Source organism: Blautia sp. DFI.1.216 (genome assembly GCF_020594215.1).
Classification (GTDB): domain Bacteria; phylum Bacillota; class Clostridia; order Lachnospirales; family Lachnospiraceae; genus Blautia_A; species Blautia_A wexlerae.
Genome location: NZ_JAJDML010000008.1, coordinates 45,392 through 59,435, shown reverse-complemented (window position 1 = coordinate 59,435; position 14,044 = coordinate 45,392). Strand labels below are relative to the sequence as shown.

General features: G+C 32.2%; 14 protein-coding genes. 12 read left to right on the top strand and 2 right to left on the bottom strand.

What is annotated here, in order from left to right:
* Positions 1-11 precede the first annotated feature (11 nt).
* The 3 genes from LJE11_RS05010 to LJE11_RS05000 all read left to right on the top strand — a co-directional run bounded on the left by LJE11_RS05010 (position 12) and on the right by LJE11_RS05000 (position 1,214).
* Positions 12-251 (top strand): hypothetical protein, encoded by a 240-nt coding sequence (locus tag LJE11_RS05010; protein WP_025577492.1) that lies wholly within the window; start codon positions 12-14, stop codon positions 249-251.
* Between the two features lie 280 nt (positions 252-531).
* A complete protein-coding gene (locus LJE11_RS05005) occupies positions 532-846 on the top strand; it encodes an alpha/beta fold hydrolase (protein ID WP_172730314.1) in 315 nt (104 codons plus the stop codon).
* A 167-nt stretch (positions 847-1,013) separates the two neighbouring features.
* A complete protein-coding gene (locus tag LJE11_RS05000) occupies positions 1,014-1,214 on the top strand; it encodes a hypothetical protein (protein WP_025577496.1) in 201 nt (66 codons plus the stop codon).
* Between the two features lie 299 nt (positions 1,215-1,513).
* On the opposite strand, the gene LJE11_RS04995 is transcribed toward LJE11_RS05000, so the two are convergent.
* The gene (locus LJE11_RS04995; protein ID WP_025577498.1) at positions 1,514-2,248 is read right to left on the bottom strand and encodes a LytR/AlgR family response regulator transcription factor; all 735 of its coding nucleotides are present in this window, start codon (positions 2,246-2,248) and stop codon (positions 1,514-1,516) included.
* A gap of 211 nt (positions 2,249-2,459) precedes the next feature.
* Here LJE11_RS04995 and LJE11_RS04990 point away from each other — a divergent pair, with 211 nt between their 5' ends.
* Positions 2,460-3,029 carry an accessory gene regulator ArgB-like protein gene (locus LJE11_RS04990; RefSeq protein ID WP_025577500.1) on the top strand — a complete coding sequence of 190 codons (570 nt, stop codon included), beginning with the start codon at positions 2,460-2,462 and terminating at the stop codon, positions 3,027-3,029.
* A 9-nt stretch (positions 3,030-3,038) separates the two neighbouring features.
* On the opposite strand, the gene LJE11_RS04985 is transcribed toward LJE11_RS04990, so the two are convergent.
* Complete coding sequence (locus tag LJE11_RS04985; protein WP_227198751.1) at positions 3,039-3,704, bottom strand: sensor histidine kinase; 666 nt, start codon at positions 3,702-3,704, stop codon at positions 3,039-3,041.
* 871 nt (positions 3,705-4,575) lie between these two features.
* On the opposite strand from LJE11_RS04985, the gene LJE11_RS04980 reads away from it, so the two are divergent.
* The 8 genes from LJE11_RS04980 (at position 4,576) to LJE11_RS04945 (ending at position 13,997) form a co-directional block, all read left to right on the top strand.
* The gene (locus LJE11_RS04980; RefSeq protein WP_161234116.1) at positions 4,576-4,737 is read left to right on the top strand and encodes a hypothetical protein; all 162 of its coding nucleotides are present in this window, start codon (positions 4,576-4,578) and stop codon (positions 4,735-4,737) included.
* 161 nt (positions 4,738-4,898) lie between these two features.
* Entirely contained in the window at positions 4,899-5,117 is a 219-nt protein-coding gene (locus LJE11_RS04975; RefSeq protein WP_161234115.1) for a hypothetical protein, read from the top strand.
* Between the two features lie 131 nt (positions 5,118-5,248).
* Positions 5,249-6,460, top strand: a complete 1,212-nt coding sequence (locus tag LJE11_RS04970) for a radical SAM/SPASM domain-containing protein (protein WP_025578764.1) — start codon at positions 5,249-5,251, stop codon at positions 6,458-6,460.
* A complete protein-coding gene (locus LJE11_RS04965; protein WP_025578766.1) occupies positions 6,457-7,656 on the top strand; it encodes a radical SAM/SPASM domain-containing protein in 1,200 nt (399 codons plus the stop codon). The genes LJE11_RS04970 and LJE11_RS04965 overlap by 4 nt, the downstream gene beginning before the upstream one ends.
* A 3-nt stretch (positions 7,657-7,659) precedes the next feature.
* A complete protein-coding gene (locus LJE11_RS04960) occupies positions 7,660-8,661 on the top strand; it encodes a radical SAM/SPASM domain-containing protein (protein ID WP_025578768.1) in 1,002 nt (333 codons plus the stop codon).
* A gap of 12 nt (positions 8,662-8,673) precedes the next feature.
* Positions 8,674-9,675 carry a S8 family serine peptidase gene (locus LJE11_RS04955; protein ID WP_025578770.1) on the top strand — a complete coding sequence of 334 codons (1,002 nt, stop codon included), beginning with the start codon at positions 8,674-8,676 and terminating at the stop codon, positions 9,673-9,675.
* Positions 9,676-9,714: 39 nt separating this feature from the next.
* Positions 9,715-11,445, top strand: a complete 1,731-nt coding sequence (locus tag LJE11_RS04950) for an ABC transporter ATP-binding protein (RefSeq protein ID WP_025578771.1) — start codon at positions 9,715-9,717, stop codon at positions 11,443-11,445.
* Positions 11,446-11,447: 2 nt separating this feature from the next.
* Positions 11,448-13,997, top strand: coding sequence for an ABC transporter permease (locus LJE11_RS04945; protein ID WP_025578772.1), 2,550 nt, complete (start codon positions 11,448-11,450; stop codon positions 13,995-13,997).
* Positions 13,998-14,044 lie beyond the last annotated feature (47 nt).

The window sequence follows — 14,044 nt, the reverse complement described above, 5'->3', positions numbered from 1 at the left end:
GAGGAGCAGATATGCCAAGACGCAAAAAAATGGAGAATATATCTCTGGAGGAACAGCTTGTAACTGTAGAACAGAAGATCAAAACAACAGAGGCAGAATTAAAAGAACTGCGTCTGAAAGCAAAAGACCTCAGGAAGAAAATCGAAGATAAACAGAAAGATGAGATATTTAGCGCATTGATTGCTTCCGGAAAAACTGTGGAAGAGGTAATGAAGTATTTAAAATCTGGTAATGAAGAAAAGGCTGAATAAGATAAGAGAAAATGCCGTTACGGGTGATGATAAAAACCTGTAGCGGCATTTTTTATGGTCATTAAATCAGTAGTTGGTGGACAAAAGTAACTATTATCTGCATTGAGTGCTATACATCAAAACATCTAATACATATGGATTAGGAATAACGCAGGAGGTGAAGACATAAATCAATGATTTTAGAGAAAACAAGAAGTCCTACAAAAGCATATTAAACATAATTTAAAATGAATAGTGAAATGACCGTAAATTTAAAAATTGCAGAAATAGTTGATATAAAGTGATTACCGTGGAGCCTTTTGGTTATGGACTATCTGACCAAGTAGATACAGAAAGAAGCATAGAGAATATCATAGAGGAATTATATACCTGTCTGGAAGAGATTGGTGTTCACCAATATTATCTGATGGCACATTCTATCAGTGGATTGTATTCCCTGTATTATGCCAATACTTATCCAGAGAAGATTCATGGTTTTATAGGAATAGATTCTTCTGTACCAAAGCAAAATGAGAATGAACCTTTTAATACAACAAAATTAAATTTCTTGATGGCTTATTTAAGCAAAGCAAAGAATGCGTTGGGAATCAGCTGACTGCTTTCAGTTGGAAATCCGGAAAAAGCTATCTATGCTGATCAGAATTATTCTTATTTACAGGAAGACTTAGAAGTTTTTCGGATACTTTCCCTTGATACCACTTATAATAAGACTGTAATGAATGAATTAAAGCAGGTAGAAAAAATCTGAAGATAGTACGGGATATGAAATTCCCAGAAGAAGTACCAGTGCTGAATTTTGTTTCGGAAGATAATTGTGAAATTTTTCCAGAATGGGAAAAGTTGCATAGAAGCGTGATGGGAGACAATCAGGAAAAGAAATTGGTAATGTTAAAAGGGGGACATTATCTGCATTTTGAGCAGAAGGAACGGATTGTTTCTTTTGTGAATGGATTTGTAGAGTAAAAGTTTTATATTTAACTGAAGGGGCATTGAAAATAGGTGACAAATCACTCATTTTTTCAATGCCCTTTTAGGAATTTGGATATTTCGGAAGTAGTATTGCTTAAGAGAGGAGATTATTTGTATTTTGAAAAGAAAAAACAGCTTGTTGAGGAAATAGATATTTGGGCAAAATGACGGAAATGTTTATTACAAGACAAAACATCAATGGAACAGTCACTTAATGAGTATAAGATATAAAGCGGCTGCTCTTTGACAGAAACAATGACAGAATACTCTTCTTTTATGTCAAAGAGGGAGTATTATGCCATTAACTTCTTTAGACCTTTCTTTTTCCTTACAGAAACGGGACAGGTTTCACCGTTATTCATATGAACAATTAGCTCCTTAAAATCTATGTCTGTAATATTGTCTTTATTGATAATATAGGATGTGTGACATCTATAGAAACGATAATCTAATTGCTGTTCAATGTCTTTTAATTGGCCAGTGAATTCAATGACTCGTTTTTTTGCATGAAGAACAATTTTGTGAATATTAGGAGATGTTTCAAAAAAAATGATGTCACTATAGTCAATCACAATATGTTTATCGTTCTGAGTAATTGTAAAGGTTCGGGTTATATCATTGTTTAATGATGTATATTTGCTATTTACATCTAAAAGACATTCGTGAATTTTAGCTTTTATATGTTCTGTAGTGTCTTTTATAATAAAATCAAGAGCTTCTGCTTTATATTGAAAAGTCAGGAAACTCATTTCGGAATGAGATGTAATAAATACAATGAAACAACGCGGTTGGATTTGGCGGATTTTTTGTGCGAGCATTAAGCCATTCATATCGGATTTTAAGTCAATATCAAGAAAAAAAAGCCCTGTGTTTTCTGCGTTCGTAAGTTCTTTTAATATCGTGTGCGGATCAGGTGTAGCTTGAATAATTTGCATATCAAATCCTTCCATGAGGATAAAATTAGATATGCAGCTCCGCAAAATATTTAAATGTTTCTTATTATCTTCACAGATGAAAATATCAATCATATCCATTTTACTCCTTTTTTATGTGTTTTATTAAATTATACAATAAACGCTATCATTATTAAAGAAAAAGATTATGCGTTATCTATTATAGAAAAACCGTAGGTGAATTAACAGTTATTCTGTTGATATGAACGGTTATTATAAAAACATAATAGTTTCTTATTATAAGACTATAATTAAATTTATAAAGCGAGGAAGGTGGATAATAAGAATGGAAAAAATAGCAAACCAAATTATAAAATATTTAGATGACGATCGAACCTCCTGGGATGATCTTGATCGGATGCGTATGAATCTAGGGATTCAAGTACTAATGCATAATATTATTATGATTGGAACAATACTTTTGATAGCTCATATCTCAGGAATATTATGGGAGGCAATGTTCCTTCTGTTTTTATATGGAACACTAAAAATGTGTGCTGGTGGAATACATTTTAAACGAAGCTCTTTTTGCCTAATAGGAACTGGTATATTTGTAGAAGGTGGTGTGTTTATATCAAAACAGTTAAATACACCATTATCTTGTATTATTATTATTTACCTGATTTGTCTTGGTGTCTTAGCTATAATTGGACCGCAAGGCACTGAAAATAATCCGATTTCTCCTTTGTTATATGAGAAATTGAAAAAAAGAACTATATTTTTGGTGTTAATATATATGTTAGGAACTATTATCATAGCGGTCAGCATGGATATTATATTATATATACCATTTATTGCCGTAGTATTTGAAACGTTATCTCTTCTTCCTTTGCATATAAAAAGCAGGATTGTTTGATCCTGCTTTTTATATATTTTTTTTAGACACTTGAAGGCGCTGCACAAAATATTTATCTTGTATTTCAGTATCTAAAAATACGTGATTATATTTTGAAATGATTTCATGAGCATTATAGAGTCCAATTCCGCGATTATGCCCTTTTGTAGATACATTTGGTTTTGCTAATGTAGCATACGGAATTCCTTTGTCCAAAAAAGTATTGGAAATAATAAAAATGTATTCAGCATCCAGATTTATTAATGCAAAGCGGATAGAAGGATAAGCTGTTTCTAATGTAGCTTCAATTGCGTTATCAAGAAAAATCCCAGCGATGCGACATAAATCTAATGTATTCATAGGGAGTGAAATTACTTCATCAGTAACTTCTATACTGACATCAATGTTTAATTCTATTGCATATAACAACTTAGATGATAGGATGCTTTTAAGTTCAGTGATTTTAATATTCATAAGTTGATTAATATGTGCAGTATTTTTGGTGATTTTCCTACTCAGTGGAAGAATTTCTTTATTAAAATAGGAACGTAATCCTTCCATATCATTTGCTTCAAAATATTCAGACATAGAAAGCATAATATTTGAATAATCGTGCTTAAAGGAGCGTAATGAAGAATACATGCTTTCTATTTGATTAGTATATTCTTGAAGTCTATTGTAAGAATCCTGTTTCATGTTAAGGTGTATTTTTTCAACATGAGTTTTTACAATAGTTATGATTAAAATAGTACTGATGATGAAATAGCATGCAAATAATATACAATTAAACATTATGATTTTACGGTTGTATCCAATTGATTCTCCGATTATTATATTGAACAAAAAAATAAATAAACAAGTAGCCAGATTTGCCGTAATCAACAATAAAAGTTGTTTGGAAAGCTTCACGTGTATTCTACGTAGAACTAGATGAAAAAGATGGCTTATTATGGGGCAGACACAGGCTAAAAGTCCAATATATGAAATTATATAAATAATATAGTAGATTGTGTGGGATTGTAGGTCTGTAATAGGATATACATAGGTATCCCATAGTAAAGAATATAGATTATCCCACAAAACGCAAAAGAGATAGGTCGCAATAAATATACAGGCGTTTATTAATGGCTCAGGAGCAATCCAGTAAATAAAAATGCATGTACTTAAAATTAATACAATTACACCAATATTGCCGAGAACAAATCCAATCATGAGAATATTTATTAGTAAAATAAAAAAAAGGAGTGCCTTTTGTTTGAATTTTAGTTTGAATGGCAAAAAACAACAAATAGGAATTAAATAGGAAAAAACACTTAATATATATGGAAGTATTTGAATTACGTGCATCTTATTATTACCTTTCAATTTGGATTATTTTGATTAGTTTTATTATATTACTTGGATTTTTTGAAATCAACAGTTATTACTGAAAAATCGTTTGTTTTTGGAGAATATAGCACACTTTTTCTATTGAAAATACATTTTATTCCTAAAATATGAATTTGCTAAAAACATAGGGTATACTTTAGATATCAAATAGAGATTTGAGATGAAAGGGGACAATAACATGAAGAAAAATGTAAAAAGTACTATTGGTAACTTGGCAATTAACTTAGGAAAACATGCAGTTGGAAAATGTATGATTCCAGGTATGTTTGATCCTAAAATTCCGGATGAAATAAAAGGGGACAAACAAAATACACGTGTAGTTTTTAGAAAAGATACATAATTAATTTGCTGACCTATAAATATTTTACTAGAAACGTTTATTTATCAGCAAAGGACATTTTTTCTGATTTTATAGAAAAAATATTTAATTGTTTCTTATGGTAAAAAGCTATTATGACGTCGAGTAGCTTTTTATAAATAATACCTTAGAGGAGGAAAACAATGGCTGAATTAAAAATTGAAAAAATCCAGGAAAAGGAAAAAGTCGAAGTTTTATCACAGTGTGGCTCTGGAACGAGTATTTATTCTGCAAACAATTGTTCTACACAGGCACATCCTTATGGACAGATTGATCCATGCCACAGTGATTGTAAACCGACAAAGAAGTGTAAAAAGTGTGGAAAATGGGCAGCAAATGCGGCAACATCAGCATACTATTAATGTAATGTGACCACATGGTGCCAAAAGTATTATACAAAGATGCGGAAAATTTTAAATACGCATTTCCAGTATATACTTTTGGCACTTCCCATATTTAAGAAAAAGAAGTTTGGTAGGGAGGTAGAAGGCGTATGTTTTCTGTTGATACACGAATTCTAAGGTATAAAGAAAAAAGAATATTACTAAATACTTCTAATGGGTTATGGATTAGAGTTTCTCAAAAGGTTTATAATCTTTTTGTTCTTGTAGAAAAAGAAGGACTTTCATTTAATCAGTTGCTAGAATCTTTATATGATGAAGAAGATAGAGAATATATGAAGTCCGTTTATAATAAAATGATAGAAATTGGCATAGTTGAAAAAACAGAAGGCGAAGTAAGAGGTAATCGTACAGTACTTTTTGAAATCACAAGGAGATGCAATTTGCATTGCCGGCATTGTTGCGTAAACGCAGAAAGAGAAACAGATTACGAAATGTCATTTGATAATCTTGTAATGGCTTTAAATAGAATTATTAACTGGAAACCGAAACAGATATCGCTTACTGGTGGTGAACCATTGGTGAGAAAAGACATATTTGATATTTTGAAATACCTTAACAAAAAATTTAATGGCAGAGTGACATTATCCACAAATGGTACTCTGATTAATGAGGAAAATGTGGGTGTTTTGATTCGATATTTAGATCAAATTGATATCAGCATAGATGGCGTAGATGAAGCAACATGTAGCAGAATCAGAGGTCGGGGCGTATTTGAGCAGATTATTCAGACAGTTCATTTGCTTCATGAAAAAGGATTTTATGAAATAACACTGTCAATGATTTCAGATAAATTTCATAGAAAAATGGAAGAAGAATTCTATCGAATGAATGAAGAACTAGGAACAACTCCGATTGTGCGTTCATTTGCACCTGTGGGAAGAGGAAAAGAATCAGGAGGATTTTTGGAGCATGATCAATATTATAGTCCAATTCCTGCAATAAATAAGCCTGTCATTCAGGCATGTTCCTGTAAAGCGGGAGAAGAAAAACTTCTTATTAATTACAGGGGGAATATTTATCCGTGTCAGTATTTCGTACAGGATGAATTTTGCATGGGAAATATTTTAGAAAATCAGGATTTCCCTTTTGAAATAAATATGAATATGGCTGCAGTGTGGAATTATTTTCCACAGAATTATGAAAAATGTAGCACATGTCCGGTAAATATTTTTTGTTGGCCGTGTCCAGGGGAATTGTATCTTTATTCGGATTTAAATCAGACAGATAATTTTGAAAAAATATGTAAATTCCAAAAGAAGTTTTTGTATAAAAAAATTTGGGATGAGGATGTGTTGGTATGATGAAACTAAATAGTAATGTCGCATGTATAGAATATAAAAACAAGGTGATTCTGGCAAATAAACTAACTGGAATGTGGCTGAGAATTACAAAAGAAATCTATAATTACTTTATTAAAGCATTGGAATTAAATTATGAAAGAAAGGATTTTGTTCGCTCTTTTATGAGAGAGGAAGATCAAATATATATAGGAAAACTGCTAGACAAAATGGAAGAAATCGGTATTCTTGGAGATGCGGAATTTTTTTTCCAAAAAAGTGTTGCATTTGAGATTACAAATCGTTGTAATCTAACTTGCATGCACTGTTGTTTTAGCGCTGGTAAGCAGGGCGAAGAGATGACAACACAAAGAGTTACAGAAATTTTACAAAAGATTATCAAATGGCAACCAGATAAAATAACGATAACAGGTGGAGAACCACTGTTGCGTAATGATTTATTGGAACATCTAAAGTTTTTACGGGAAGCTTTTGAGGGAATTATCATATTAGCAACAAATGGTACCTTAATTCACAAAGGAAATGTATCTGATATTATTCAGTATATTGATCGGATAGATATTAGTGTAGATGGAGTCGATGAGGAAAGCAGCAGAAAAATTAGAGGAAGGGGTGTATTTGCAAAAGTTTTAAAAAGTGTTGAGCTGTTAAAACTGAATGGATTTGATTCAATTTCGTTGTCAATGGTATTAACAGAGGATAACGAGAAGTTGGAAGAGCAATTTCTGGATTTGAATCGGAAACTGGGCACATTTCCTGTTCTCAGAAGAATTTCATGGATTGGCAGGGCATTAGAAAATCAAAAACAACTTACCTCTAGTGGGGTTCTTTATGAACATGGTGCAGAAATCAAAAAAGATGAAAAATGTATGTGTACATATGGGAATTGCCAGAATTTGGTTTCAAAGTATCATATAAGATATGACGGATATGTATATGCCTGCCAGACAATTGAAGACAGAAAATATAGTTTAGGTCATATTGATCAGATTTCAGAGTTCGATAAAATTACAAATAATAATTTAATGCTCATGATTGAAGATTTATTAAAATTCAATCATAAATGTCGCCGGTGTAAGGTAATGCCGTTTTGTTGGAAGTGCCCGGTAGAGATTATGGAATATACCAAAAATGGAAGCATGAGAGAGCATTGCAATACTGTACATGATAATTTGTTTCATGTTATATGGGAGGAATAAAATATGCAGGCATCATTTTGGCTGACATCTTCTTGCAATATGAAATGTGTTTACTGCTATGAAGGTGAAAATAAGAAGAAAGAAAAAATGAATAAGCAGGTAATTGATCAGGCTCTTAAGCTGGTAATCACACATATGAATACAATAAATGATAAGTATTTATGGATTGTTTTACATGGAGGCGAACCCTTTATGGCTTTCCGTGAAATGCAATATCTTGTAGCAAATGCAAAGGCTCTTGCAGCAGCGAGTGGGATTTCTATCAGCTTTTCTACGACATCAAATGGAACGCTATTAAATGATGAAATAATTTCATTTGTAACAGAAGAGATTGATGACTTTACAATAAGCATGGATGGAAAGGAGAGTACACAAAATTATTCAAGACCATTTGTAGATGGGACCCCATCTTTTGAAATTGTCGATAAAAATATAAGGAAAGTTTTACAGATTAAGCCGGATGTAAGAATACGGATGACATATAACCATAAAACAGTTAAAAACTTATTTGAAAATGTAAAGTATTTTGTGGATTTAGGTGTCCATTTGATTGTGCCTGTGCATGATTTCTACGATCGGAATTTTACAGATGAGGATTTGAAAGTCTTGAATTGTGAGATTAGAAAAATATGTGAGACATATAAAAATAACGAAGATTTATTGAATAATTGGAAGATACATAAACTTGGAATTTGTTCTGGCGGGATTACGAGTATGCATATAGATCCCAAAGGGGATATATATCCATGTATGTTAGCAGTTGGTAATCCAGAATTTCTAATTGGAGATATATATCACGGAATTGATACGAAGAAGAGGGATCATATACTTGCTTATTCAGACTGTACTATTCCAGAATGCGAAGGGTGTGATTTGTATAAATACTGTAGTGAAACAAGGTGTAGGATTATTAATAAAGTTGCTAACAATGATTATTTGAAACCATCACCATTAGCCTGCGGAGTAGAAAGAATGAAGTACAGAATATGTATGGAGAGTATGTAACGAAAATAGTATATGAAAGTGAAAGTAGCCGTTATTGATAGTGGAATCGAATTATACCACGAAGCATTTAAAAATAGCCATGTCAGCGGAACTAGGATTATAAAAAGGGGATGCTGTTTGGAAAAGAATGAGGATATTTATGACACAAGTGGTCATGGCACCGCTTGTGCTTCCATGATTGTTAGCGAATGCCCATATGTAGATATTGTGAGTATTGGAATACTGGATGGAAATGGAAAATCAAATCTCGCTGCATTGGAATTTGCATTGGAATCCCTTATAAATAGTGATGTATCTATAATTAATATGAGTTTGGCTTTCAATATATTAGTTGATCAGAAATTATATAGAATCCTGAAAAAGCTATCGGAACAAAATGTTACTATCATTGCATCAATGTCAAATGAAGGGAATGTCAGTTATCCAGCTGCTTATGATAATGTAATTGGAGTACGGGCCGGCATACTTGAAAAAGAATGTGGGTTTTGGTTCTCTAAAAGTGAATCGGTACAATGCATTATGGACTGTGTGACGCCTGTTGTTGCTGTTCCCTCAAATAAGTATATTATGATACCATCCTGCAATAGTATTGCGGCTGCTAGATTAACTGGCATTGTGAGTAAAATGTTTTGGGAGAAAAAAACTAATAAAATCAGTTATGAAACGGTATGTGACTGGTTATATGATAAAGCTTTGCGAAATGAATGGGGAGAGAGTGAGCTTTCCACTAGATTTCGAGTTCCAGAAAAGAATGATTGGTTTGTGGAAAATAACGATTCTATATTAAATGAAATGTATCAGGTTATAGGTCAATATTTTGAAAAAAGATTTTCTGACAAGCAGATTTGCGATATTGAACTGCTGACCAGAACCGGACCACTAAAAATGGAAATGGTTATTCCGTTTTTGGAATATGTGAAGAAAACTATGGATATAAAAATAGACTATTTAAAAGTAAATAGGTATCATTTACTTACGGTTGGAACTTTAGTGAAATACATAAAGTCACTTTGAAGATGGGAGTTACAATGAAAGAAAGCGTATGGTGAAAATATGAAAAAAAGATACAAACTGATTGGAAAATTTCTAAGGGAGTCGTTTAGGCAAAGCAAGATAAAAAGTATAATTTGCTGTCTGATAATGTTTGTGCTTACATTATTGAGTGTATTTTTGCCGATTATTCTACAGCGGATTATAGATGTAGCCATTGGAGGTAAAAATGCCAGTGCTTTATTTGTATACGGTGGGGTATATATGGCCGTTATGATAGCTATTGCCATATTAAATATGCTTCAGCAGTATAATCTTTCATATCTGAAGACAAAAATGACAATTCGGTATAAATATCTTCTTCTAAAAAAATTGAGCACTTTTTCCGGTGCATATTATTCAGAGCAGAAGTCGGGAGAAGTTTTAAATATTATAGATAATGATACCGACATGGTTGAAAATTATGGAATCGATCTTGTTTTTGATTTTGTAAGAAATGTTATTACCTCTCTTTTTGCTTTATCTATGTTAGTCCATATTCAAAGTACTATTTTATGCATCATTATTGGTATTCAGATTATTACCATTGTAGTACAGAGTAAGTTTAGCAGAGTGCTTGCAAACAAAACTGCTGAAGTTCGAGAACAATCAGGGAAAGTATATAACATCATCGAACAGTATATCAGCAACATATTAGAAATTGTCATTCTTAAAGCTCGGCGTTATTTTTTGATTCACTATCTTAAAAATGAAGGAGAGTTTGCAAGGAAAGGAATTCGGTTAGATGTATTATTTTCTGCAAGTAGCCAGTCAGCTACATTTTTATCTAGTTTGACTACTATTTTAGTTTACATTATTGGCGGAATGGAAATTATTAATGGAAGTATTCAATTTGGTGAGTTAATTGCGTTTCAACAGTACACTGCAATGTTCATCGGTCCGTGTATGGGCTTGCTTAAAATAAACGAAAGTATTCAGCGTGTGTGGGTATCTTTGGATAGAATTTATGGATTTCTGGAATCCTCTAGTACGATTGTTCAAAACAATAAGGGACTGAAAATTCCGGATCATGTTACACAAATTAATATGAAGAATGTGAACTTTAGTTATTCTAATAATAAGATTTTAAAAAATATAAATTACAAATTTAGACCAGGTAAAGTTTATGCTCTTGTTGGGGCAACAGGATGCGGAAAATCAACAATCATAAATCTTCTGTATAGACTCTGGGACGTGGAATCAGGAGAAATTACTATTAACGATAAGAATATAAAAGAATATAATTTATACTCTTTGAGGAAAAATATCGCGATTGTTTCACAGAACACTTTTTTGTTTGATGATACCATAGAAAATAATTTAACGCTTAATAATAATAGAATAAAAAAGGAGGACTATATTGAAACTTGTAAACGGATTGGTATTGATGAATTTATATCAAAATTACCGGATGGATATCAGACTCAGGTGGGAGAAAATGGCGTGAAACTCTCTGGAGGACAGCGTCAGCGAATTGCAATCGCACGTATGATTTTACAGTCTAAGGATATTCTTATTTTTGATGAAGCAACCTCTGCATTAGATAATATAACGCAGGAATATATTTTAGACAATCTTCGACAGTATTATGAAAATAGGATTGTTATAATGATAGCGCATAGACTTTCAACAATAAGGAAAGCAGACGAGATAGTAGTTTTGAATCAGGGAAAAATAGTAGAGATTGGAAATCATGAATCATTAATGCAAAAAAAACAATATTATTATCAGCTTGTAGAAGAAAGGAGTGTATAGTTATGAAATTATATTTACGATATATGAAAGAATATAAAAAGAATACTGTAACAGTATTTCTATGCTTTCTGTTAACTGTAGTGTTAATAAGCGGCCTTCTTATTTTAATGCATACCAACCATAGAGTAGAAGCGTTGCAGAATATGCTAACACACACTCCTGCAGACGTTAGAATTACAAGCCTAAATGAAAATCAGGTGGAAATATTAAGAAATGACAGCGATATTTCTAAAATGGCTATCTTTGAGAAACCAGAATACGTACTTTGCGATGAGAACAGGATTTACTTTCAATGTGGGGATGATTTAGGAATCACGCTTACAGGCAGACTTGAAAAAGGAAGAATGCCAGAAAATGAAACGGAAGTGGTTATGGAAAAGTGGGTGCTACTGAACCTTGGAAAAGAACCGGACATAAATCAGGAAATCACTTTGGAAAATGAGAACACAGGGGTCGTTCAAGAATTTACAATTGTTGGAATATTATCGGATGTATTGAGAAATAAACAAGTTGGATTATTGACGATGTATTCCTGTTTGGAAAAAGAATATAATGGTCCCTACATCAGCTATATAAATTATAAGAATAATTGGAACATTGAACATCAAAAAGAGAAAACCGCTGCAAAGCTAGATATTCCAGTGAAAAATATACAAACTAGCCCGGGAAGAGAGAACATGGAGGAATTATTATGTATAGATATAGTTGTCATTACTGCAATTCTTTTGTTCTTCTGTATTATTTTTTCGGGAATTTACCGTATACAGCTGATTGCGAGACAAGAGCAATATGGTGTTTTAAGAGCAATAGGGATTAAAAAAAATATTTTTAAGCAAAATATCTTATTAGAGTTAGGAATTATATATGTAGTAGCAGTACCATTGGGTGTAGGTATAGGCAATGGAATTGCTCGGGGCGTGATGAAACTATCTGGAGACGAAAAACAGATTATTTATTTGTATGGAGAAAGGGTACGCTTTGGAGTGATTGTTCCAGTTATACAGATTATAATTGGATTGCTTCTGCTAGCTGTAGCGATTTCCTGCGTAGGTTTGGTTGCTTGTCACAGCATTTATAAAAAATCAATTATAGAAGTGATTTCTAATGAAGTTGATCCTAATGTCCATAGAAGTAGTAAATTCCTTCGTATTGATAAAAGCAGCAGCAAACTTCGCACTTTTTGGATTTTGTCTTTAAAATATGTACTCCGTGATTTCAAAACTAGCATTTTTATGATGTTGACAATATGTATGGGAGTAAGTTTATTTTATGGGTTGTTTTATAAAGCACAAATAGCACATGATATTCATTATGAAACAAAAGAAATGTACTTTTTTAATGGAGAATATGCTATGAACGTATTGACATTCCAAACGGCAGATTATGGAATCTCAAGAGAGTCAATTAAAGAAATTCTCTCTTTAGATAAGGTCAAAGAGATAGAAACAGCTACAGGGCTTCCAATTCGTGTTGTAGATAATGGGGATGTGGAAAAAAATAATGAATATTTTAATGCTTCAAATGCGAAGAAAAAAGAAATTTATGGGTATTCAGATGATGGATTTGATGGAGAAGATCAAGTCTATAAGTCGGTACTGTATGGATATAATGATAATGCACTTGCAAAATTGCAAAAATATGTTATTGATGGGAAGTTTATTCCCGAAGAAATCAAAGAAAATGAGGTGATTCTTTGTGAAATGCGAGAAAGTGATGACAAAACCGGAATCCAAAAAGTAGGGTGGTATAAAGATGGCGAACCGTTATTTCAATATAAAGTCGGAGAGCAGATCAGTATAAAATATAGGGAAGACATGAAAACAGGTACGCAGGATTATGAAAGATTTTTGGATAATGTATCAGATTACACAACTAAGAAATACAAAATAGTGGCTGTTGTTTCATTCCCATATATTTCTGACGTGAAATATTCTCAATATCCGATTTTCATTACAAAGGATGCCTATATAGAAGGGTTGATTGGGGACTCAAAAATACAAAGTATGTATATAAATGGAAAAGAGAACTTGAGCGATGAAGAAAAAATACAATTAGAAAATCAGCTGATCAATATAGGCACAAAAAACTCCCAGGTTTCAACAAGAAGCTTGATTACTGAAAGAGACAAGGCGGATATGTTGTACCAAAAAGAGATTATTAACATTGTGGGAATTGCTCTGGTATTTTTGATATTAGCATTAACTAATATTGCAAATAATATGAAGTTTCGGGTGCAAACTAGAAAGCGTGAAAACTCCATTTTAAGAGCAATCGGATTAAAATACAAGGCGGTTGAAGAAATTGTTATCTTAGAAATTGCTAACATCTGTTTTGTGTCGTTTATTGGGGGGTATGGAGCTTCACAAATTATCAGCAGATATTTGTATAGTCAATCTGATTTGAAAAACTTTGGATATGTGTATAAATTTGATGTAGCGATTTACTTATTAGTATGCCTGTCTACATTGGCAGTTTGTGCATTTATATCTTATTGGATAGTAAAAAAATCCTCTAGTAAAAATATCATTGAGGACATGAACTATATTGAATAATTGGAGATTAATATTATAACTTTTGTGATTATATAGTTATTAATTAG

Excerpts from the sequence above, each read along its gene's own strand:
- LJE11_RS05010 (WP_025577492.1), top strand. The coding sequence starts at position 12 with ATGCCAAGACGCAAAAAAATGGAGAATATATCTCTGGAGGAACAGCTT.
- LJE11_RS04975 (WP_161234115.1), top strand. The coding sequence starts at position 4,899 with ATGGCTGAATTAAAAATTGAAAAAATCCAGGAAAAGGAAAAAGTCGAA.
- LJE11_RS04985 (WP_227198751.1), bottom strand. The coding sequence starts at position 3,704 with ATGAAACAGGATTCTTACAATAGACTTCAAGAATATACTAATCAAATA.
- LJE11_RS04955 (WP_025578770.1), top strand. The coding sequence starts at position 8,674 with ATGAAAGTGAAAGTAGCCGTTATTGATAGTGGAATCGAATTATACCAC.
- LJE11_RS04980 (WP_161234116.1), top strand. The coding sequence starts at position 4,576 with ATGAAGAAAAATGTAAAAAGTACTATTGGTAACTTGGCAATTAACTTA.
- LJE11_RS04950 (WP_025578771.1), top strand. The coding sequence starts at position 9,715 with ATGAAAAAAAGATACAAACTGATTGGAAAATTTCTAAGGGAGTCGTTT.
- LJE11_RS05000 (WP_025577496.1), top strand. The coding sequence starts at position 1,014 with ATGAAATTCCCAGAAGAAGTACCAGTGCTGAATTTTGTTTCGGAAGAT.
- LJE11_RS04990 (WP_025577500.1), top strand. The coding sequence starts at position 2,460 with ATGGAAAAAATAGCAAACCAAATTATAAAATATTTAGATGACGATCGA.
- LJE11_RS04960 (WP_025578768.1), top strand. The coding sequence starts at position 7,660 with ATGCAGGCATCATTTTGGCTGACATCTTCTTGCAATATGAAATGTGTT.
- LJE11_RS04970 (WP_025578764.1), top strand. The coding sequence starts at position 5,249 with ATGTTTTCTGTTGATACACGAATTCTAAGGTATAAAGAAAAAAGAATA.
- LJE11_RS04945 (WP_025578772.1), top strand. The coding sequence starts at position 11,448 with ATGAAATTATATTTACGATATATGAAAGAATATAAAAAGAATACTGTA.
- LJE11_RS04995 (WP_025577498.1), bottom strand. The coding sequence starts at position 2,248 with ATGATTGATATTTTCATCTGTGAAGATAATAAGAAACATTTAAATATT.
- LJE11_RS04965 (WP_025578766.1), top strand. The coding sequence starts at position 6,457 with ATGATGAAACTAAATAGTAATGTCGCATGTATAGAATATAAAAACAAG.